The 21804-nt window shown below is 41.5% G+C and carries 22 protein-coding genes; 11 read left to right on the top strand and 11 right to left on the bottom strand.

Going from position 1 to position 21804, the window contains the following annotated elements; translation table 11 throughout:
* Positions 1 to 36 precede the first annotated feature (36 nt).
* A complete protein-coding gene (gene menD, locus HWQ58_RS15010; protein ID WP_292863746.1) occupies positions 37 to 1800 on the top strand; it encodes a 2-succinyl-5-enolpyruvyl-6-hydroxy-3-cyclohexene-1-carboxylic-acid synthase in 1764 nt (587 codons plus the stop codon).
* A gap of 56 nt (positions 1801 to 1856) precedes the next feature.
* Here the strand turns inward: menD and HWQ58_RS15005 are convergent, their stop codons facing one another.
* The 3 genes from HWQ58_RS15005 to HWQ58_RS14995 form a co-directional block, all read right to left on the bottom strand.
* Positions 1857 to 2096, bottom strand: a complete 240-nt coding sequence (locus tag HWQ58_RS15005; protein ID WP_292863743.1) for a hypothetical protein — start codon at positions 2094 to 2096, stop codon at positions 1857 to 1859.
* 34 nt (positions 2097 to 2130) lie between these two features.
* Complete coding sequence (locus tag HWQ58_RS15000; protein WP_292863740.1) at positions 2131 to 2355, bottom strand: DUF4351 domain-containing protein; 225 nt, start codon at positions 2353 to 2355, stop codon at positions 2131 to 2133.
* Between the two features lie 69 nt (positions 2356 to 2424).
* Positions 2425 to 3309, bottom strand: a complete 885-nt coding sequence (locus HWQ58_RS14995) for an Rpn family recombination-promoting nuclease/putative transposase (protein ID WP_292863737.1) — start codon at positions 3307 to 3309, stop codon at positions 2425 to 2427.
* 135 nt (positions 3310 to 3444) lie between these two features.
* On the opposite strand from HWQ58_RS14995, the gene menB reads away from it, so the two are divergent.
* Positions 3445 to 4278, top strand: a complete 834-nt coding sequence (gene menB / locus HWQ58_RS14990; RefSeq protein WP_292863734.1) for a 1,4-dihydroxy-2-naphthoyl-CoA synthase — start codon at positions 3445 to 3447, stop codon at positions 4276 to 4278.
* Positions 4279 to 4405: 127 nt separating this feature from the next.
* On the opposite strand, the gene HWQ58_RS14985 is transcribed toward menB, so the two are convergent.
* Both HWQ58_RS14985 and HWQ58_RS14980 read right to left on the bottom strand, forming a co-directional pair.
* Positions 4406 to 4720: a hypothetical protein gene (locus tag HWQ58_RS14985; protein WP_292863731.1), complete on the bottom strand. Its 315-nt coding sequence runs from the start codon at positions 4718 to 4720 to the stop codon at positions 4406 to 4408.
* Positions 4721 to 5146: 426 nt separating this feature from the next.
* On the bottom strand, positions 5147 to 5701 hold the full coding sequence (locus tag HWQ58_RS14980) for a DciA family protein (RefSeq protein WP_292863729.1): 555 nt from the start codon (positions 5699 to 5701) through the stop codon (positions 5147 to 5149).
* Between the two features lie 220 nt (positions 5702 to 5921).
* Between HWQ58_RS14980 and HWQ58_RS14975 the strand changes: the two genes are divergently transcribed.
* The 7 genes from HWQ58_RS14975 (at position 5922) to HWQ58_RS14945 (ending at position 13491) form a co-directional block, all read left to right on the top strand.
* On the top strand, positions 5922 to 7286 hold the full coding sequence (locus tag HWQ58_RS14975; protein WP_292863726.1) for a hypothetical protein: 1365 nt from the start codon (positions 5922 to 5924) through the stop codon (positions 7284 to 7286).
* 310 nt (positions 7287 to 7596) lie between these two features.
* The gene (locus tag HWQ58_RS14970) at positions 7597 to 8349 is read left to right on the top strand and encodes a PspA/IM30 family protein (RefSeq protein WP_292863723.1); all 753 of its coding nucleotides are present in this window, start codon (positions 7597 to 7599) and stop codon (positions 8347 to 8349) included.
* A 162-nt stretch (positions 8350 to 8511) separates the two neighbouring features.
* A complete protein-coding gene (locus HWQ58_RS14965; protein ID WP_292863720.1) occupies positions 8512 to 9288 on the top strand; it encodes a PspA/IM30 family protein in 777 nt (258 codons plus the stop codon).
* 174 nt (positions 9289 to 9462) lie between these two features.
* The gene (locus HWQ58_RS14960; RefSeq protein ID WP_104907450.1) at positions 9463 to 9798 is read left to right on the top strand and encodes a thioredoxin family protein; all 336 of its coding nucleotides are present in this window, start codon (positions 9463 to 9465) and stop codon (positions 9796 to 9798) included.
* 52 nt (positions 9799 to 9850) lie between these two features.
* A complete protein-coding gene (locus HWQ58_RS14955) occupies positions 9851 to 11080 on the top strand; it encodes an LL-diaminopimelate aminotransferase (protein WP_292863718.1) in 1230 nt (409 codons plus the stop codon).
* Between the two features lie 409 nt (positions 11081 to 11489).
* A complete protein-coding gene (locus tag HWQ58_RS14950) occupies positions 11490 to 12530 on the top strand; it encodes an NF038130 family PEP-CTERM protein (protein WP_292863715.1) in 1041 nt (346 codons plus the stop codon).
* Between the two features lie 559 nt (positions 12531 to 13089).
* Positions 13090 to 13491 (top strand): response regulator, encoded by a 402-nt coding sequence (locus tag HWQ58_RS14945; RefSeq protein ID WP_292863712.1) that lies wholly within the window; start codon positions 13090 to 13092, stop codon positions 13489 to 13491.
* Positions 13492 to 13533: 42 nt separating this feature from the next.
* On the opposite strand, the gene HWQ58_RS14940 is transcribed toward HWQ58_RS14945, so the two are convergent.
* Positions 13534 to 13713 carry a hypothetical protein gene (locus HWQ58_RS14940; protein WP_292863709.1) on the bottom strand — a complete coding sequence of 60 codons (180 nt, stop codon included), beginning with the start codon at positions 13711 to 13713 and terminating at the stop codon, positions 13534 to 13536.
* A gap of 672 nt (positions 13714 to 14385) precedes the next feature.
* Here HWQ58_RS14940 and uvrC point away from each other — a divergent pair.
* Together uvrC and HWQ58_RS14930 are read left to right on the top strand one after the other, a co-directional pair.
* Positions 14386 to 16263 carry an excinuclease ABC subunit UvrC gene (gene uvrC / locus HWQ58_RS14935; RefSeq protein WP_292863705.1) on the top strand — a complete coding sequence of 626 codons (1878 nt, stop codon included), beginning with the start codon at positions 14386 to 14388 and terminating at the stop codon, positions 16261 to 16263.
* Between the two features lie 976 nt (positions 16264 to 17239).
* Positions 17240 to 17419, top strand: coding sequence for a replication restart DNA helicase PriA (locus HWQ58_RS14930; protein WP_292863701.1), 180 nt, complete (start codon positions 17240 to 17242; stop codon positions 17417 to 17419).
* A 436-nt stretch (positions 17420 to 17855) separates the two neighbouring features.
* On the opposite strand, the gene HWQ58_RS14925 is transcribed toward HWQ58_RS14930, so the two are convergent.
* From HWQ58_RS14925 to HWQ58_RS14905, 5 genes are all read right to left on the bottom strand, one after another.
* Positions 17856 to 18314, bottom strand: a complete 459-nt coding sequence (locus tag HWQ58_RS14925; RefSeq protein ID WP_292863698.1) for a hypothetical protein — start codon at positions 18312 to 18314, stop codon at positions 17856 to 17858.
* A 141-nt stretch (positions 18315 to 18455) separates the two neighbouring features.
* On the bottom strand, positions 18456 to 19547 hold the full coding sequence (gene rlmN / locus HWQ58_RS14920) for a 23S rRNA (adenine(2503)-C(2))-methyltransferase RlmN (protein ID WP_292863695.1): 1092 nt from the start codon (positions 19545 to 19547) through the stop codon (positions 18456 to 18458).
* A gap of 79 nt (positions 19548 to 19626) precedes the next feature.
* Positions 19627 to 19980, bottom strand: a complete 354-nt coding sequence (locus HWQ58_RS14915; protein ID WP_292863692.1) for a phenylpyruvate tautomerase MIF-related protein — start codon at positions 19978 to 19980, stop codon at positions 19627 to 19629.
* A gap of 148 nt (positions 19981 to 20128) precedes the next feature.
* Positions 20129 to 21019: an iron-siderophore ABC transporter substrate-binding protein gene (locus HWQ58_RS14910; RefSeq protein WP_292863689.1), complete on the bottom strand. Its 891-nt coding sequence runs from the start codon at positions 21017 to 21019 to the stop codon at positions 20129 to 20131.
* A 95-nt stretch (positions 21020 to 21114) separates the two neighbouring features.
* Complete coding sequence (locus tag HWQ58_RS14905; protein ID WP_292863686.1) at positions 21115 to 21795, bottom strand: 2OG-Fe(II) oxygenase family protein; 681 nt, start codon at positions 21793 to 21795, stop codon at positions 21115 to 21117.
* Between the last annotated feature and the right edge of the window lie 9 nt (positions 21796 to 21804).

Genomic DNA, 21804 nt, shown 5'->3' with positions numbered 1-21804 from the left:
TAGACAAAATCTAAAATTTAAGATTGTTTTATAGCTATGTTTGATTTAATGCCGCTCGCCTTTAAAAATGTTAATCAACTTTGGGCTTATATTTTAACAGAGACGCTAAAGCGGTTGGGATTGACTTGTGCGATCATTTGTCCTGGATCGCGCTCTACACCTTTAGCAGTCGCCTTTGCTCAACAAGCACCTAAGATTGAAGCGATTTCTATTCTCGATGAACGTTCCGCCGCCTTTTTTGCTTTGGGACAAGCTAAAGCAACCGGACGACCTGTAGTATTAGTTTGCACCTCTGGTACAGCAGGAGCAAATTTTTATTCAGCAGTAATCGAAGCCTCATATAGTCGCGTCCCACTGTTGATATTAACCACCGATAGACCGCCAGAATTGCGAGATTGTCACTCTGGGCAAACTGTAGATCAATTGAGATTATATGGAAACTACCCAAATTGGCAAACAGAGTTAGCCTTACCCTGTGCCGATCTGGGAATGCTAGCTTACCTGCGACAAACAGTAATTCATAGCTGGGAAAGGGCGCAAACTCCTACAAAGGGGCCAGTACATTTGAATATTCCCTTTCGCGATCCCTTAGCACCTGTTCCTGATGGAACTGATTTGAGTTATTTGCAATCACAGTTTCAACCAGAAGACTTTTTCGCAGCAATAACAAACTCATGCCCCATGCTCGATGCCCAATGCCCCATACCCAAAGAATGGAAGGAATGCGATCGCGGCATTATTATCGCTGGTGTTGCCCAACCGCAGCAACCACAGGAATATTGTAGAGCGATCGCGCACCTTTCCCAAACTCTCAAATGGCCTGTGCTAGCTGAGGGACTCTCCCCAGTGAGAAATTATACTGAACTCAACCATTATTTAATTTCCACTTACGACCTGATTTTGCGAAATCAGCAACTAGCAAAGCAGTTAGCGTCCGAAATGGTGATTCAGGTAGGTGAAATGCCTACGAGTAAAGAACTGCGTAACTGGATAGATGCAACCCAACCGCGACGCTGGGTAATTGACCCCAGTGACCAAAATCTCGACCCTTTGCACGGGAGGACGACGCATTTACGGATATCTGTAGAAGATATAAAAGCAGAGGAGATAAATTTATCTTTCTCCTCAGACTATTTGCAGCAATGGTGTGATGCGGAAGCTAAAGTCAGGTTAGCTGTTGACGAGACGATGGGGAAAATAGATGAAATCATTGAGAGTAAAGCAGCTTGGTTAATTTCTCAGATTTTACCGCCAGGAACGCCACTGTTCATTGGTAACAGTATGCCTGTGCGGGATGTGGAATATTTCTGGAAACCGAATAATTTAGGAGTGCGATCGCACTTTAACCGGGGTGCAAACGGCATTGACGGCACATTATCCACAGCTTTAGGAATTGCCCATCGCCAGCAAAGTAGTGTGATGTTAACAGGGGATTTAGCGCTGTTACATGACACAAATGGTTTTTTAATCCGCAATAAATTTGTCGGACATCTCACGATTGTGTTAATCAATAACAATGGTGGTGGCATTTTTGAAATGTTACCCATTGCCAAGTTTGATCCGCCCTTTGAAGAGTTTTTTGGCACTCCCCAGGATATTAATTTTGCTCAGTTATGCGCCACCTATAATGTTGAGCATGAATTAATTATTTCTTGGGAACAGTTGCAGCAAAAATTAAACCCACTTCCAACTAAGGGAATTCGGGTTTTGGAGGTGCAGACAAATCGCAAGGCCGATGCAAAATGGCGCAAGAATAATTTAGGGAAGCTCGCCGCAGATATTGGTATTAAATATTACTAAGTAAAAAATGTGAGCAAATTCAGGTAATTTATCTTTTATCCACAATTTATGCAATGTCAATAGTTGATAGGAATAATATCCGTAAAATAAACTTCTTTATATACATCATGAAATTTTACATAAGTTGTACTATTTGAACAACGAATGCCAACAAATTCACCAATACGATATTGTTGAAATTCAGATGATTTAACCTTACATTTATCACCAGGTCTAAAAGTATAGTTAGTTGAATAAGCGGGTGAGCCAGCTATAATTTCACTTTCATCAGAAAAAACGAGAGTAATAGAAGCCATAATTAATACCTATAGTTTCTCTTCATTGTAGATGTTAACCTGTGAGTTTACAATTTAACCACTCTTCCAAATCCGCGATTGCACAAAAATCCAACAACACCAAAACTAACGCTTCCAATTGTTGCAGCGATAATGCCTGAATTTTGGCTAAAAGTTCCTCAGCAATTTCGCCAAATAGTCGTTTTAACAGTTGGAGGACGATCGCACTCGTTCTTCCACCGCTTCTAATATACCCGCGTGTCTGCAAATGCTTCTTCACTTTGGGAAACTTTATTTGTAGCCATAATTATTTTACGGAGTGCGATCGCCCTTCTGCTGTGCGTGAAACTTACCCGCTTAGTTGACCTTGTAACCACCCTGACAAATCAGCAAGAGTAGAGAAATCCAACAAAGCATCACCTAAAGCTTCTAACTGTTCCACCGATAACCCTTGAATCTGGGACAGAAGCCTATCAGGAATATTACCCACGCGCCGATTTAATAGTCGTAAAATGATCGTTCTTTCTCCTTCAACCTTTCCTTCAACCTTTCCTTCGACCTTTCCTTGGATCTTTCCTTCTTCTCGTCCTTCTTCCTTCGCTTCCACAATAGCCCGTGGTTCTTCCAAATTCAGTCCCAACATCGCTTGAATCTCCTCTCGACTTAAGGTAGAAAACTTGTAGATAATAATCGTCGTAACTAAATCAATTATCGCTTGCTCCGATTGTTGCCGTGCTTGTTCCAGCAAAAACCGCGCCCCTTCCACTGCTTCCGTTTCAGAAGTAACATTTGTCAGCAACATCAAACCCAATCCCAAAGGTTGTTCTCGCAAATCCCCCAACTCATCCAGATAAACCCGCCTGATTTGATCACTTTCCAACAAAGCGCGGTGAATCGAAGAGGAAGAAGGTTCCAGGCTGCGAGAACCAAAAATTATGACTCCAAACCAGTCATCGTAACGGATAGAGTGGCGGTAGAGAAACAAAAACAATTCACTAAAGAAGCGGTGATATAAGTCTTCGTCCTTCTGAAACTGGACTTCTGCAAAAAAGACGGTTTTGGAAACTGCATTAGCGGGAGGTAAAAACACTCCATCAATCCGAAACGCCGTTTCTTTCACCTCAACTGATTCAAACTGGTAGTTTTCCGCTTCTGGGGGTGGTTCATCTACTAATTCAAACAGCAAAAGAGGAAATTGCTTAAATAATTTGTAGAAGATGGTGTCACGTCGCATTTTTATTCCTCAACACCCAGAACCAAATTGTAAAGGCTTGAGATACCAATTTTAGCGTAGGCGTAGCCCACCGCAGGTATCGCATGTCCCTACGTCCGCGATAAAATTCTTGAAGCAACAGCGCACTTCATACCAATGCAAATTAACTGGCAAACTGCCAAAACCTACGAAGATATTCTGTATCAAAAAACTGATGGCATTGCGAAAATCACCATCAACCGTCCTCATAAACGCAATGCTTTCCGTCCTGAAACCGTCTTTGAACTGTACGACGCTTTCTGTAATGCTCGTGAAGATACTACTATTGGTGTTGTCCTATTTACTGGTTATGGCCCACACACTGATGGCAAATATGCCTTTTGTTCTGGTGGCGATCAAAGCGTGCGCGGACATGCGGGTTATGTGGATGATACTGGCATCCCTCGCTTGAATGTGCTGGACTTACAACGGCTGATTCGTTCCATGCCGAAAGTAGTGATTGCTTTAGTAGCTGGATATGCGATCGGTGGTGGACACGTCCTACACTTAATTTGCGACCTTACCATCGCTGCCGATAACGCCATTTTCGGACAAACTGGCCCGAAAGTCGGTAGTTTTGATGGTGGTTTTGGAGCCAGCTATCTCGCCCGCATCGTGGGACAAAAAAAAGCTAGAGAAATTTGGTTTCTCTGCCGCCAATATGATGCACAACAAGCTCTAGAAATGGGCTTAATTAATTGCGTTGTCCCACTGGAACAACTAGAAACTGAAGGTATTCAATGGGCGCACGAGATTTTAGAAAAAAGTCCGATCGCAATTCGGTGTCTCAAAGCTGCGTTCAACGCTGATTGTGACGGACAAGCTGGTTTACAAGAACTTGCTGGCAATGCCACCCTACTCTATTACATGACAGAAGAGGGAAGTGAGGGCAAACAAGCCTTTCTCGAAAAGCGTCCACCAGATTTTCGCTCTTTTCCTTGGTTACCTTAGAATTGCAAAAATCGCACCTCACTAAAGGGTGCGATTTTTGTATATATCAACTTTTACAGCACTAAAAATCTTAAAAACAAATCTTATTTTAAGTAGACTAAAAACTCAGTCCAGTAATAACGGATGACTAAATAACCACTGCTTTAGTCTTTACCTGTTCAGATATAGAAGCAGTTATTTCCTCTATAGGGGCAAGAGCAGCATTGTCTAAATCTGAGGCTAGAGATTGACAAGATGTTAAAACTGGAGCTGCATCTGGCAAACCCCAAGCATCCTCCAAGGTTTCCCAAGAAGGTGCAAAAGGTGGGAGCGCCAAAGAGCAAGCCTTCCAAGTCGCTTGAACTGGTGCGCCCAACTGCTGGCACGTTCCACCACGGCGACCTTCTGGCTGGTAATGACGGCAATATTTACAGGCAGATGCTAGAAATTTAATGGGTTTCATTTGGATTCATCTTTAGTGCCGTTTCCGGCTGAATTTCACTCTTCTATTTTGCTTCTATATATAAATACGGATAAGAGCCAAAAAGTCATTATTTTATCTAGGTTTCAGCGATCCCAAGGAAAAAATAAACTTCAGAATATTTTTATAATCTTGTTATATATTTAAATAATCCTTAAAGCGGTTGCATATAGATATCGTCTAAAACTTATTAGGGATCAAGACTAAAACTAAAGCTTTTGATTTATCTAGCCTTTTAATTTCCTCCTTAAACCATCCTTAAGGCATATAATTCCAAATAAATAGTCTACTTGACATACCACGTTCGGCATATCTTAGCAGTGAAATATGTTTTTTCTCCAGAATCAAAACTATTTTATGTGATAGCAGCAAGTTTGTCAGGATAAATTCTGCTCAACGAATAATCGCTCAACTATTTTGCTTTGAAAACTGTTTAGCAGCACAGACAGAACAGACTTGCCAGCGCTGGAGTTCACCGTGTGGGGTGGGAGATTGACACTGAGGACAAAGGGGTAAGCCATGCGATCGCGATCGTACAATCTTCGTCCAATGTCCAAAAGCCGCATTTACATCTTTAGTGGGTGTAGCATCAGAGCGGTTAATCTGATCACCAAGGTAACTGGGATGCTCATGAGGCGAAACCGATTGTTGCTGTTTTCTCTCCACCGACGGATTCTGCCAGCCAGCAGTAGAGAAGCGAATATCAACCAAAGGCGTTGGCAGCTTTTTATTCAACTTTAAAAGTAGAGATGTGCGACCAAAAGTCAGGTTTTGCGCCCAAGCAGCACTAGAAGTTGCTACCGACAAAACATCGCGCTGAATCGACAATGGTCGAGTATTTGCAGCAACCACTGGGCCAACAACTTCTGCCCAACACTTGAGCAGGCGTTGAAATGGTTGCTCCTGCCATTTAGCCTGCTTTTCCAGAATCCTTAAAACATCATTAATTGATTTCAACGACATTATTCAAAGTGGGGAGTGAACAGTGGAAAGCAGGAGAGCAGGGGGAGCAGGGGGAGATGAGGGAGCAGGGGGAGCAACAGTAACATTTCCCTCATCCCCCTCATCCCCACTCCCCCATGCCCAATGCCCACTCTTTCTATTTAAATAATTTCCGCTACTATTGTCACAAAATATATCTAAAAGTTGATTCTAGTAATCTACAGTTTGAGGCACAAAAGCAATGACTCAAAAACCTCTGAATGACTCCAGTACTCATCAATCATCTAAAACACCTGGGTTGAAACCAGTACTAGCAGCAGCACTAGCAAGTTTAGAAGTGCCGCTAGATCAAGAGTTAGCTCGATACCGACGCACGCGAACTGGTTTGGTGTCATCGAAGCAATCCCGTGTTGCAAGTTACATGAGCGGACAACCCCAACCGTTAACTGCTATTGGGACAACATTGGGCGCAACTCAGTCATCAGCAACGGAAATTCAAACCAACGTACCGCCTGCATCTGTACCTGTGAATCCTGAGATGAACTCAGCGCCAGCTACGGCAAAAATTGATGTACCATCCGCATCTGTAGCTGTGAATCCTGAGATGAACTCAGCACCAGCTACGGCAAAAATTGAGGAACTGAATAATCTTAATGTGTCTTCCACATCCAATGCAGCTAAAACACAAACTCAACTTCCACCACCTCCACCTAACTTTAGTAGAAGCATCGTGCCAGCAATCGTTAAAAATACTAAAAGCGAAAATCACTTGCAGCCAGATAATAGCCCCAAGCACCCAGATGACTATTTAGAATCTAGTGAAGCACTGCTGCGAAGTCTGACAGAAGAACAACCAGAAACCAAAAAACCAAGCAATTCTAGCGACAGTCTGCTATCACCTTTGGGTATTGGCTCCATGTTGCTGCTATTAGTGGCGAGTCTTACTTTAGGTTATGTAGTCTTCAATCCTAAAAGCTTGCCCCAATGGAATTTAGGCAACTTATTTAACGGCAACTCCTCTCCTACACCAGAAAATACTGAGGAAGTTGGGAGTAATGTCCAACCTCAAATCCAGCCACCAAGCACATCTATACCCAAATATCCCAATCTAGCTACTGAAGAGTTTCCTGAAGTAAGAGATCCCAATGATGTAGTTGGCTTAAAACCCAAAGTCCAACCAACCCCCCCAGTAGCGCCTAATCCAGTTGTTCCCCAAAATCCCGCAAATCCTCAAGCGGCATTGTCTGACCCCAATACAGCCCTAAAACCGACCAAACCGACCGCCTTAGCACCAGTACCGACACTACAATCCTTGCCTCCTCTGAATTTACCTTCCACTTCACCGACAAAAACCTCGCCCAAGCCAATCGCAACCTCACCACAGCCAAATGCAGAAATTAAACCAGGAACAGATGGGTTTTATCATGTCGTGATAGATAATAAAGGCGCAGCTTTTGCCTCAGCACGGCAAGTAATTCCTGATGCTTATTTATCGCCTAACAAAGAATTGATTTATCTGGGTGCTTTAAAAACTAAAGAGCAAGTAAAACAACAGATGAAACTGTTAGAAGCGAAGGGAATCAAGGCACGAGTTCAGCAGCCATGAATTGCAAAAATCTACGATACCATGAGATAACAGTCCTGAGTCAATTGAGTGCTGAGTAGGGAGTGCTGAGTGCTGAGTGGTAGCAGGGCGTTTAGCCCATGCTGAGTGGTAGAGACAAAGAGACAAAATATTGTTTGTTTACGACCCCACAACAAAAAATATTCTACTCAAAACTTTAATTAGGCACTCAGTACTCCATAACTCATAACTACCCTATGACAAAAAAGAATAATTATACTCAGCACTCTAAGCCGAGGCACTCAGCACTCAGAACTCAGCACTCAGAACTGGATTTCGTTGGAGAGCCGATATGGAATTAATCAAGCGTATCCTGCGGGTGATTCGTGCTAATCTCAATAGTTTGATCGGTGGTGCAGAAGATCCAGAAAAGATTTTGGAGCAAGCTGTCCTGGAAATGCAGGAAAATCTGGTGCAGTTGCGGCAGGGTGTAGCACAAGCGATCGCTACCCAGAAACGCACCCAACGACAAGCAGCGGCCGCTCAGTCGCAAACGGAAGAATGGTATCGCCGCGCCCAATTGGCCCTGCAACAAGGCAATGAGCCTCTAGCACGTGAAGCTTTGACTAAGCGCCAAGCCTATAAAGAAACCACTACAGCCCTATTTTCGCAGATAGAGCAGCAAAACGAGATAGTTGCTAGGCTAAAAAAGGATATGCGATCGCTAGAGTTAAAAATTTCCGAGGCGAAAACAAAAAAAGATATGTATATTGCTCGCGCCCGTTCTGCTGAAGCGTCTTATCGCCTCCAAGAAATGCTCGGCGGAGTTTCTGCTACTAGCAGTCTGAGTGCCTTTGAGCGCATGGAAGAAAAAGTTTCACAGATAGAAGCTCAATCAGAAGCCATAGCTCAACTTAGCAGCGACGACTTGGAAACACAATTTACTTCTTTGGAATCTAATTATGTAGATACCGAATTGGCAGCGATGAAGGTGCAGGTTTTCAAGCAGTCAGAAAACACACAGCACAATAGTCTCCTAACTGAGGAGAGCCAAAAGACAGGACAGCCTCCCCAACAGCAGTTACCCAAAACTCAGGATTCTTGAAGTTCGACTAATTAGCCCAGTTTGGCGATATCTTAACAATTAAGAGTTGTTAGGAGGTACTGATTCAAACTGGAAAGATTACATTGAAATAGGTAGCTATAAAAAAGTAAAAAAGCTAACTGTCCAAGAAAAAGCGTAAATCACACAAGGAAAAACAAAGTTATGGGATTATTCGATCGCATTAAGCGAGTAGTTAGTTCTAACCTCAACGACCTGGTTAACAAAGCCGAAGACCCCGAAAAAATGCTAGAGCAAGCCATCCTGGAAATGCAGGAAGACTTGGTACAGCTGCGTCAGGGAGTAGCCCAGACAATCGCTGCCCAAAAACGCAGTGAGAAACAGTATAATGATGCCCAAAATGAAATCAATAAGTGGCAACGCAATGCCCAACTGGCGCTACAAAAAGGTGATGAAAACTTAGCACGACAAGCTCTAGAGCGCAAAAAAACTTATACGGATACCAGTACAGCCCTCAAAGCTAGCTTAGATACTCAAAGCACCCAAGTTGATACCCTCAAGCGTAACTTAATCCAGCTGGAAAGCAAAATTTCTGAGGCTAAAACCAAGAAAGAAATGCTCAGAGCTAGAATCACTACTGCCAAAGCCCAAGAGCAACTCCAAGGCATGGTGCGTGGGATGAATACTAGCAGTGCAATGTCTGCCTTCGAGCGGATGGAAGAAAAGGTCTTGATGCAAGAAGCCAGGGCCCAAGCACAAGGAGAGTTGGCAGGTGCAGATTTAGAAACCAAATTTGCCCAGTTAGAAGGTGGTAGCGATGTTGATGATGAATTGGCAGCTTTGAAAGCACAAATGCTACCACCAGCTACTCCACAAAGTCAACCCCAACTGCCACCGCAACAACAAACTACTGCTCCTAAATCTAATGAGGTGGTTGATGCCGAGTTGGATTCCCTACGCAAGCAATTGGATCAACTGTAAAATTGACAGAAAACTTATTTAAGCTAGTCCCACACCTGTTGGCTGTGGGATTTTACGTCATAAGTCAATAGTTAACAATCCTAATAACTATGAATTATTGATTATCGACTATTGACGACTTTGGGATAAAGTATTGTGTGTGCCAACTTTGATCGCCACCTGATGGAGACTGCAATGAGTAAGGCTGTAATCACCATAACTGATGCTGAGTTTGAAACCGAAGTGTTAAAAGCCGAGCAGCCTGTATTAGTTTATTTTTGGGCTTCCTGGTGTGGGCCTTGTCAATTGATGTCGCCCGCGATTAACTCAGCTGCCAGCGAATATAGCGATCGCCTCAAAGTCGTTAAGATGGAAATCGACCCCAACCCACTCACTGTTAAGCAGTACCAAGTGGAAGGTGTACCCGCCCTCAGACTATTTCAAGACCAGGAGGTTTTGATATCCACCGAGGGAGTCATCGGCAAAGAGAAATTATTTGCTCTCCTAGATACACACTTAAATAGTAATTAGTCGATAGTTCATAGTTCATAGCAAATGACCAATGACCAATGACCAATGACTAATGACTAACATACAGTTTGCAAAACGTTTACAACCCCTAAAATCGAATGTATTTGCTGATATGGACAGAGCCAAGGCAATCGCTTTGGCCGCTGGACGAGAGGTAATTGATTTATCGTTGGGGTCTTCTGATTTACCAGCCGAGGCACACGTCATTGAGGCGATCGCCCAATCTCTTAGCGATCGCAGTACCCACGGCTATCTGTTGTTTAACGGTACCAAAGGATTTCGCGAAGCCGCAGCCAACTGGTACGAACAAAAATTTGGTATCAAAGTTGATCCTCAAACTGAGGTACTACCTCTAATTGGTTCTCAAGAAGGCACTGCCCATTTACCCCTAGCAATACTCAATCCAGGAGATTTTGCCCTGTTGCTCGATCCAGGCTATCCCTCCCATGCTGGAGGAGTCTACCTAGCCAGTGGTCAAATCTACCCGATGCCACTACTGGCAGAAAATGGTTTTTTACCAGTGTTTGCTAATATTCCTGCCCCAGTCTTGGCTCAGTCGCGGATGATGGTATTAAGTTATCCTCATAATCCCACCGCTGCGATCGCACCTTTATCTTTCTTCCAAGAAGCTGTCGCCTTCTGTCAACAACACAATCTCGTGCTGGTTCACGATTTCCCTTACGTAGATTTGGTATTTGGGGAAACTGGGGACTGGGGAAAAGGGAGCAGGGGAGAATCACTAATGCCCCATGCCCCATGCCTAGTTCCGTCAATTTTGCAAGCCGATCCAGAGAAAAGCGTCTCGATTGAATTTTTCACCCTTTCCAAGTCCTACAATATGGGCGGTTTCCGCATTGGCTATGCCATCGGTAATGCCCAGTTAATTAACGCCTTACGCCAAGTAAAAGCCGCCGTTGATTTTAATCAGTATCAGGGGATTTTGAATGGTGCGATCGCTGCCCTAACTGGCCCTCAAGCTGGCGTAAAATCTGCTGTCGCTACCTTCCAGGGGCGGCGTGATGCTTTCATCAGGGCTTTACACCGCATTGGCTGGAATGTTCCCACTCCCCAAGCCACAATGTACATCTGGGCAAAATTGCCCTCACCTTGGAGTGAAAACTCTGTAGAATTTTGTACCCAGTTAGTCAAACAAACTGGTGTAGCAGTTTCTCCCGGTGCTGGCTTTGGCAAATCTGGAGAGGGGTATGTCCGTTTTGCCTTGGTGCATGAGCCACCTTTGTTAGAAATTGCTGTAGAAAGAATGGCTGAGTTTCTTCATTAAATTTCTTCTCAAGCTGAACGCCAAGGATTTTTGGCGGTAAAGTTTACCAATAGAACACGCGGTAGGGGCGCACATTTGTGCATCCCTACCAATCACCGCATTGTACAGAAATTAAAAATATTAAATGTTGTTTTTATTACTACATATTTTAGTTAAAATATGTAATTAAACGTATAAAACTATCAAAATATTCTTCATCTTTTTATTGATAATCAGCAGTAACTTTACCCAATCAGGTCTCCTCGTTTCTTAAACTGGGTTTGTACGCTCAGATACCAAGTACGGCTAACAATGCAGGTCGTGCTTTTAAGCAGCTGTATTGCCAAAAAGCCTGTAGTCAAGACAGCCCAAGCCTAAAAACGGCAGTAGTTTAAAACTTAACTTCCAAACTGACAGAGACTTGAAAACAATGAAAATGACTTTTCAGAAACTTGTAATTGGTGCTTCAATGGCCGTTGGTGTGAGCGTTGCTACTGCACCAGCACACGCTACATCTTTTAGTTTCAACAACCCAAATGAAATTAAAACTTATACTGGTGGTTCTAATGGTAAATTTATTGCAAATGATACTGTAGCTGCCTCCAAAGCCCTGAGTGATGCTAATCTTTCCTCTAACGTGGAGCTTTGGTATACTGACGAAAACCCAACTTCTAACGTTGGTTTCACTGCCACACAAGGAAACTACAGTGCTACCGTTAGCAGTGTTACTGCTAATGATTGGAATTCTTTTGGTTCGCAATGGCTGGGTGATTTGTTGAATAGCTATACTCCATTCAAGACAGTGTGGAATGGGTTTTCAGCGAGTACCCAATCATTAGTAGCAAGTTATTTTCCTTTATTGGGAATGGGTGATCCTAACATTGGTAGCTTCCAATTCGGTCAAAATGGCGGTGTAGAACTGACATTGGTTGGTCACTTGGATGTCAAGACCAAACTCTCAGATACACTTTCTACTAAACTTAACGACGCGTGGAATGGAGTGGGAACAACTCCAGGAGTAAAATTACTATTTCCATCAACTAAAATAGGTTTACCAACCACTTTAGAAGTTCAAACTCAGATTTCAACACTTAAATTAGCGCTTAACTCGCCTCTAACCCCTGCAGCTAAGAAGGCAACGCTATCAACTCAAATAACTCAACTGACATCATTCAAAGATGTACTCAGCCTGCAAGCGACATTAAAGACCTACCAAGGTGAAATCGGAGCTAGTGAAATTGCCAAGGTAGTTACTGGTGGTAAAACCTCTTACGCTTACAGCTTTAACCCCACTGCATCTGGAATTACAGCCTCTGATGACGGCATATCCTACAGCGCATATTACACTTGGCACACATCTGGATACACCGCTCCTCCAAAGAGAGTGCCAGAACCATCAATAATACTTGGTTTGCTGGGTGTTACTGGCGTCTTTGTAACGCAACGCAAATTTAAAAAAGCATCTATTTAAAATTGCGGGTTCAAAACTACAAATAAGTAAGGGAGCTGTTATATTAGCTCCCTTTTTTGATGAATATTTTATTGCAGCTAGAAAATAATTTAATCTTCTAGGTTATACTGTTTCTAAAAATACTTGCAACAAATAAATCGGTTGCAAGATTTTATATCTATATCCCCCTACCAACTTTATTTGTTTGCAATATGGATCTCGTACAATGGTATTACTTACCCTCACATCTTTAAGAAGGGCAATTCCCATAATATTAGTTTCAGTATTACTTAAGTAGTTTTACTCATAAAAGTTAGGCGATTAAATCTTTAAAAATAGATGTTAACTTAATACTCGAAATTATAAAATATTCGTAAAAAAAGCTTAAGTTTTTATTGAATTATACTTAAAGAGACTATCATTAAAATATTGAAATACAGCTAAATTTAATTTATTTATATATTTGATTAGATTACATAAATACAATATTTTATTTGTTTCTCTGTTTCAATGCACTACTGTTTTAGTTTCTGGTAATAATTGTTGATTTTTCATCAAGATCATCAGATAATAGGTAGCAATGACAGTACAATTATTCAATATAAATCAGCCATTGCAGTCACACAAAGTTAGACGAATTTTGCTAGTTGAAGACCATTACCTCAATCGGATGTTACTTAGTGATTATCTAAGTTACTGTGGGTATGAAGTACAAAGTTTATCAGAAGGCTCTGCTTTTTTCTCAACCATAGAGAAATTCGAGCCAGATTTAATGTTATTAGACTTGAAATTGCCAGATATTGACGGTTATTCACTCTTAAAACAAGTCCAGCAAAAACCTGATGTGTCAAAAATACCGATCATTGTGGTTTCAGCCTTTGCTTTTAAAGCAGATCAAGAACTAGCTCTGAGTTTGGGTGCACGTAGATACTTTGTCAAACCTTTAAAACTCAAGGATCTCATCCTTGCAATTGAAGAATAATTTACTTGTCGTCACAGATAAGCTTTTTTGCTGGGCGTGTATTTATTCCGCTTTTTGGTCAGCAATAAACTCTTCAACGCATTCGCTAAGAGTTTGTACAGAACTGCCAATTGTTAAAATTTTCTGTTGTACTTGCGCTAATAATAAAACTGCTGTTTGCAGTTCATTGAGAGTTTCAGCCATAGCCTCACGATACTGGACTTCAAAATCTTGTAAATTCATAGTTTAGCTCTGGTCTTAAATCATCATAATAACTATATTCTCAATCATAATCATAAATTTAATTGACTCAATCCGTTGATTTGCTTAATATTATAAATTTAATAAATAAATATAAATAGTGCCAATAAATTAAGATTTTATTTAATACTTATACAAGCAATATATATATTTATAAATATTTTGTTAATCAATAATAAAATTAAAGATAATATTATTATCTAATCAAAAATATAAAGTTTCAGATAATAAATTATTATCAATTTAAAAATGTTAATTATAGATTCAAAAAGCAAAGTTTTTAGTCTGATAGTGGCAGCCAATCACTAAGGTTGCAGCTAGACAAACTCTTCTCTGCTCGAAAGTTGTGATAGTTGCAGTAAGTTTTTTGGCAAGCCTCTAGCCTGGAAGCCGACCCATCACCAAAGAAGTGTCTACAGCAGACTTGTCTTTGTGCAAACTAAAAGCCTGATGATTTGAGAGTACTGTCAGCGGTAGTAGGGCGTTGAGCCAGTGCTGAGTTAGAAGTTATTATACTCCCTCTGTTCCTCTTTCATCTGTTGTGATGTGTACCACTCATAACAGTTACTTTATATTTACTTGATAAATAATTAGTTAAATCGGCACGAAAAAACAATTTTTCTTAAAATAGAGAAAGATTACCTAATTTTAGTTGTGACAATATCAACTCAAATATTACCACTGGTTAAAGAGCCAGAACGACTAGAAAACCGTCTAGCCGAAATTCCACCGGAACCGGGGATTTATTTCATGCGGGACGGGAGCGATCGCATTATCTATATAGGTAAATCGCGTAAGTTGCGATCGCGTGTCCGTTCCTATTTCCGGGATGGCTACAACAAGAGTGAACGTATCGCCACGATGGTCAAGTTGGTGACAGAAATTGAATTTATCGTTACCGATACTGAAGCCGAAGCTTTAGCGCTAGAAGCCAATTTGATCAAGCAACACCAGCCATACTTTAACGTGTTGCTCAAAGATGATAAAAAATATCCCTATCTCTGCATTACTTGGTCAGAAGATTATCCGCGAATTTTTATTACCCGTAAACGCCAATTCGGTAAAGAAAAGGATAAATTTTACGGCCCTTATACTGATGCTGGTTTATTACGAGAAATTGTCCGCATCTGCAAGCGCATCTTCCCACAGCGACAACGACCTCAACCACTTTTTAAAGACCGTCCTTGCTTGAATTTTGATTTAGGGCGTTGTCCGGGTGTGTGTCAACAGATGATTTCACCAGAAGAATATCGCAAAATTGTCCAAAAAATAGCGATGGTTTTTCAAGGTCGAACTCAGGAACTGATTGATATTTTGACTCAACAGATGAACGCAGCTGCTGAGAACTTGAATTTTGAGTCAGCAGCGCGGATTCGCGATCAAATTTCTGGGTTAAAGTCGTTGACAGCCGACCAAAAAGTTTCCTTACCAGATGATACTGTTTCACGGGATGCGATCGCACTGGCAGCCGACGAACAGCACGCCTGCATTCAACTATTTCAGATTCGCGCTGGGCAATTGGTAGGACGTTTAGCCTTTGTGGCGGATACTCACGCAGAACCAGGAGCTATTTTACAACGAGCTTTAGAGGAACATTATCAAACTGCTGACTCCGTGGAAATACCCATAGAAATTTTGGTACAGCATGATTTACCAGATGCGGAGATATTGGCGGATGTCTTAACTCAACGTAAAGGAAAAAAAGTGACGATTTTGACTCCTTTGCGGCAAACTAAGGCAGAATTAATAGAAATGGTAGAGCGAAATGCTCAGTATGAATTGCAAAGAATGCAGAAATTTGGCGATCGCAATCACCAAGCAATGCAAGATTTAGCCGCCATTCTCGATTTACCAGATGTACCTCACCGCATCGAAGGTTATGACATTTCCCATATTCAAGGGTCAAATGCTGTAGCTTCGCAAGTTGTGTTTATCGATGGATTACCTGCAAAACAGCACTATCGCCACTACAAAATTAAAAATCCCACGGTGACAGCAGGACATTCAGATGATTTTGCTAGTCTTGCTGAAGTCATCCAACGGCGGTTTCGTAAATATGCGGAAGATCAGCAATTAACACGTTTGGGTAATCCTGACTGGCCTGATTTAATCATGATTGATGGTGGTAAAGGTCAGTTATCATCAGTTGTCGCCGTTTTGCAAGAGATGAATTTATTAGAAGACTTGCGAGTTGTAAGTTTAGCAAAGCAGCGAGAAGAGATTTTTTTACCGGGAGAATCTAAACCCTTGACAACTGATGCAGAACAACCAGGGGTACAGCTATTGCGACGGCTCAGGGATGAAGCGCATCGGTTTGCAGTGAGTTTCCATCGTCAGCAACGCAGTGATAAATTGAAGCGATCGCGTTTAGATGAAATTCCTGGTTTAGGACATCATCGCCAAAAGCAGCTACTAGGGCATTTTCGCTCAGTTGATTATATTCGGCAAGCAACAACCACACAACTTGCTGAAGTAGCAGGAATTGGACCGCGTTTGGCTCAAGAAATTTACGATTATTTTCATCCTGCTTGAAGTGACAACTCCCATTGTCACTTTGAACTGGGGATTGGGGACTAGTACAGTACGGCAAAATTACAAATTACAAATTAAAAATGAATACAGCCTAAGCGTTTCATTGATTTGGAATGATATGATGTCCGCGTAATTAACCATAATAACCGGAACCCCACCCCGCAAAAGCTGCGCTTTAGCTCCCCTCCCAAAAAGCGGGGAGGGGTTGGGGGTGGGGTTCTTTTATTATGGGTGATTTGGCGGACATGATATGAGTGGTTTATTTACGCCGTGTTGTACTAGGGACTGAGTAATGGGAAGGTAGTGAGCCTTTATAGCGGTTCTCGTTTACGTGAGGTACACCCGTAAACGAGAGTTACTATAAGCGAAAACTTTAGTGCGTACTAAATTCTCTCCAAGATGTCAAAAACAGACCAGTTATCAAAAGGATACTAGATTTTGCTCTACTAAGATTCGGGTTTAATTACCGACATTGGAGAGAAGTTTAAGCGGCTCCCAAAGTTTCGACCAAAGAAAGCCGCTCCTCATAAAGTTTGGTAATTTTATTTAAATTATCTCATTAGAATTTGATCTCATAAATTTTGTCAGCAAATATTAACTAAATCTTAAGATAGATATTTTGTTACTAAATATACAGTAATTTATGTGAATTAATTTTTGAATACAAGAACGGCTTTTTTGTATTCGTCTGAAATGACTATAAACAAGGCTCTCTCAAGGCATTAGTCATAGGGATCAGTAAATATCTAAGCAGCATTTAATTGAAAAATAATTTATGTATCTAAAGTATGAGGGTAAAATCACTGAAATTATCGAATAATAGATAAAGATATGGGAAAGTTATCAAAGCTGAAGTTTTGTTTAAAATAATCAGCCAATATTACAGCAATTTGTTAAGTTGGGTCGAACCAGATTTTTTCCTGGTTTAACTAGTAGCTTTACCAAATAAAAAATAATTACAATCAGGGGTTTTAAAATGCAGACAGTACAAAAGATTTACTGCCCAAATTGTGGTAGTCATGCAGAGCGTTATTATATTTTTGATAGTCAATTAACTCGGACACAATGCCCAAGTTGTGACTATTTGATGATTAGTTGCACTCGCACTGGCAAAGTTATTGAAGCGTATGCCCCTGGCATTCATGCACACCGATAGTTAATAATAAAAAATTAAAAATTGGAGAAGATTTTCTCTAATTTTTAATAAATAAAGTTATTTATCAAAACAGAATTCAGGAGTCAGAAATCAGAATTCAGTATGAATTGGAGTCGGAAGGTTACTGAACTTGCGATTTGAGCTTGTTGTACCACTTGCCTACGCCACGCTCCGCGAACGTGGAAGCAAGCTACGCGCAGCGTCTCGTAGAGAAGGGTCGAAGTACTAGCGGATAGTACAGCGTCTCATAGAGAACTTCTGAAGAAATATGTTTAATAAATACGCTAAGTCGTCCTTTGCACGTCTCTGAAAAAGAAGATTTAGCGGTTTACTTACATTAGTGGCGAGTCAGTAGCAAGATGCCGCAGGGTATTCCCCACTTTCTTATTCAGAATTCTGAATTCTGAATTTTTGTTCAACAGGAATTTTGAACACTTCACAGGTTTTCTTTCTGTTGTCTAAGTTCTTGCTGTCTTCTCTGTTCTTGTAATCTAAATTGTTGCTGTTGTCTAATTTGTTGATCTTGTCTGAGTTGTTGATTTTGTATTCTTAATTCTTGCTGTCGTGTAAATTGTTGCTGTTGTAGTCTTGTTTCTTGCTGTTGTAGTCTAAATTGTTGTTGGCGTATTAGTTCTTGCCGTTGTCGTGTAAATTCTTGCTGTTGTTGTTGTTGTCGTGGTTGTTGAAGGTTTAGCCGTAGCCATGTTTCCTTCAATTGCTCTTGTGTTTGCTGAGTTCGTTCTTCTTGTTGTTGTCTCATTCTTTCTTGAAAGAACTCAGGTTGCTGAGGAATCGGTTTAATTATTTGTCCATAAGCAGGAGAATTCATGGGCAGAGCTTTTGCAAGAACAATCGCTAGTAGCCATAGTTTAAGCGTCAATGATCGATTCAACATACAGTTATTTGTGATCGGTTGGGTTAAGCGATCGCTTAACCTTAATATAACAATTTCTACCGCCGCCCTCTTGCACCAATTGCGACTAACGTCAAGATATCTGTGAGATTAAAGTAATTAAATTTACTGACTGCAACAGATTTAATTCTTACTTGCTCTTAGTTGCCCACAAGCAGCATCAGCTTCTAAACCACGGGAATAACGGACACTAACAGCAGTATTTTGCTGCTTGAGAACGTTTACAAAAGCTTGAATGCGATCGCGGTTGGGGCGTTTGTAGTCTACTTCTTGGATGGGGTTGTAAGGAATCAAATTTACATGACTTTGGAATCCTCGCAGGCATTTTGAAAGTTCTAATGCGTGTTCTGGTAAATCGTTAACACCAGCAAGGAGAACATATTCAAAAGTAACGCGGCGTCCAGTGATTTCCACATATTCCCGACATTCAGCCAGTAAATCTTCTAGAGGATAGGCGCGGGCGCTGGGGATGAGTTTTTCGCGTAGTGCTTGGTTGGGGGCGTGGAGACTCACAGCCAGAGTGATTTGCAAATTATTTTGCGCGAACTGACGGATGCGATCGCGAATCCCCACTGTAGAAACTGTAAGCGATCGCTGCCCAATACCGACATCTTGATTCAGGGATTTCAAGGCTGCTAGGACATTCTCAGTATTTAACAACGGTTCACCCAGTCCCATAAACACCACATTGCTAACCCGTTGCTGAAAATCTTCTTGCACAGTCAACACTTGATCGACAATTTCGTGCCGTGCTAGGTTGCGTTTGTAGCCTCCCTTACCAGTAGCGCAGAAATCACACGCCATTGGGCAACCTACCTGAGTAGAGACACAAACTGTCAGACGGGCTTTTGGGCCTTCTCCCCTTTCTGCGAAGGTGGGGATGCCTACAGTTTCAATAATCTGCCCATCTGTTAATCGTAAAAGATATTTCACCGTACCATCGGCAGCCTCAGAGCGGTAATGTAAAATTGAGCGCCCAATGGGGATTTCTGCTACTTCTTTGCGCCATTGCTTGGAGAAGACAGAAATATCAGCTAGCGATCGCACCCCTTTGTCGTAGATCCATTCATGCAATTGCTTTCCTCTGTAAGCCGATTGTCCTTGTTGCTGCACCCAAGTGCTTAACTCCGCCAGAGAAGCACCTAGAAGGGGAGGGATTAATTCTGATTTTTCTGAGTTGAAGTCAACCTGAGATACAAGAGGCGTAGCAGACATAAAAAGATCGCGAGTTGATGTTGGATCTCTATCCTACACCTGCTAGAGCGAGTTAGTCTTGACTAAAGAAGACGGGGAATTAGCCAAAAGTTGTGCCGTTCCAGCCCCACATTGCACCCTTAGCATCTGCAAACTCAATGTAAATACGATTTTTCGGCACACCTAAAGTTTGGTTAATCTGCTGGCAAAAGTCTTGACTCATTGCTGCGGTTTGCTCTGGCTTCATCGTGCCAACGCTCTTAATTTCAATGTAGCAAACTGAGTCTGTATTCCCTGCAAAGGTCATGGGGATTCCCGGTTCAAAAGCAGTCATTACATATGATTCTGGTTTTCCCAAATGTTTCGCTAACTTGGCTGATAGGTTTAAAAGCATTGACTCAATTTCAGCTTTTTCAGGAGCCGATGCAGAAGTTTGCACTTTGATTAAAGGCATAGTACTGGATTTTTGCTCAAGAGATAGTAGGTTTAGAAGGTTAGAGGAACCTATTATTTATTTTTATACAATTGTAGCCTTCAGGGGGCGATCGCTCTTAAGTGCTTCATCAGCTATGGCTAGGCGATCGCAAAACATTAGAATAATTTCAATCTGCAATCAAATATCGCTCCAAATCATCAATTACTCGGTTAGCGGAAATAGAAGCACAGCAACCCCAATAATCCCCAACCACATACACCTTACCTTGCTGGACAACTTTTAACTTTGACCAAAGTGGATTCGATAGGAGGCGCTGGAGAGTCTTCTGTGAATCAGTATTTTTGGGGTCTGACATTATCAAGAATAGAATATCTCCATCCGCTTCTTGAGGAAGTTCATTAGAGAGATCATAAGCAATCGGCCCGCCTCCTCTTTTCTTTAGCGTTGCTTGAGGATCTAAGTTTTGAGAAGCAGGACGCGCTAAACCAGCATCTTCAAGGATATTTCCAGCAAAGCCTTCTTTTGTAAAAAACCGTATAGAATCTGGTGGTGTTAGGCGCAACAGCGATACTTGAGTCTGTGGAAGTCTTTTACCCATAACAGTTCTGAACTTTCTCAACCGGTCATAATAATGGGACAAAACTTGTTCAGCTTCCTCTTTCTTGCCCATAATATCAGAAAGTTGTATAAAAACATCTTTCCAGTTTGGAATACTTTTATTATTTACCAAGACCGTAGGAGCGATGTGCGATAACAACGGATAAATTTCTTGATGAAAGGTGATACTACCTAAAATTAAATCTGGTTTTAAAGCTAAGATTTTCTCTAAATTAGGAGGCACAAAGCCAATATCCTGAACATCCTGGGGTTGGTCTTCTGGCGCTAAGAGTTTAAGAAATTGCTTAGGAGCAGCTACTATTTTAATACCTAATGCTAAAGGAGTTCCTAAAACCACAGGATCGAGTGCAACTACTCGTTGGGGATGAATTGGAACTTGAGTTTGACCTAAAGCGTGTTTGACTACACGAACAGTATTTGAAGAGGGTGTAACTGACAAAAGTTTTGGTTCTGCATGAAAGTTGCTACAAGCACAAACACTCAACACCAGAACCAGACAAATTAGGAAAAACCTGCTTGAGAAAACGACATCTTTTAGGAAAGTTTGTAAACACATCTCCCCATCTGTTTATACATCTCATAGCTTTGTGTCATATCAAAAGAATCTGGAAAAAATGTCATTTTCAGGGCTAGTCGCGCCCGCAAAGCTTCTGGTTTAACTGTAGTCACTGTATGCCATGATTTTTCATCTGGCATCAAGATAACTGAGGAACCAAGTAGTGGTAGAACATCTTGAAATACTGATTCAGGATTTTCGTTTTTGAGAATTCGCAGACACCCTCCCCAGGAATGTTCCCATTCTTCATTAAAGTATAAAAGCTGCACTAATTTGACAGTTGCTGGATTATCTACATGAGAACTACCCTTGTGTCCTGAATTCATTCGAGTGAAAGCAAATTGCAAATGGTGGTTTTTAAGGTTCAAGCCAGTTAGTTCTTCCAGTGCAGTACGATACTCTCTTGAGCAGAGTGAAGCAATTAGTGTTTGCCAGACTGGATGAAAAGGAGGTGCTTCAAGAATACCTATCTTCTCACTCAAGATAGGCCCTGCCAACACTCTAGAATCTTGAGTCACAAATTCGTGGAACCATCGTTCTTCAGGAAAGTTAGAAGCCAAGTTGAGCCTCTCGTTAACAGAAATAAGATTTTCTAACTTTACCCAACGATATGGAATAAACTCCATTCTCGCTTGACAAATCACACTCAAATCTATCATGGTAATTTC

It is taken from the genome of Nostoc sp. LPT, from assembly GCF_017115165.1.
In the GTDB taxonomy this organism is placed as follows: domain Bacteria; phylum Cyanobacteriota; class Cyanobacteriia; order Cyanobacteriales; family Nostocaceae; genus Nostoc.
The sequence above is the reverse complement of the archived record's forward strand: the minus strand, read 5'-3'. Positions and strand labels throughout refer to the sequence as shown.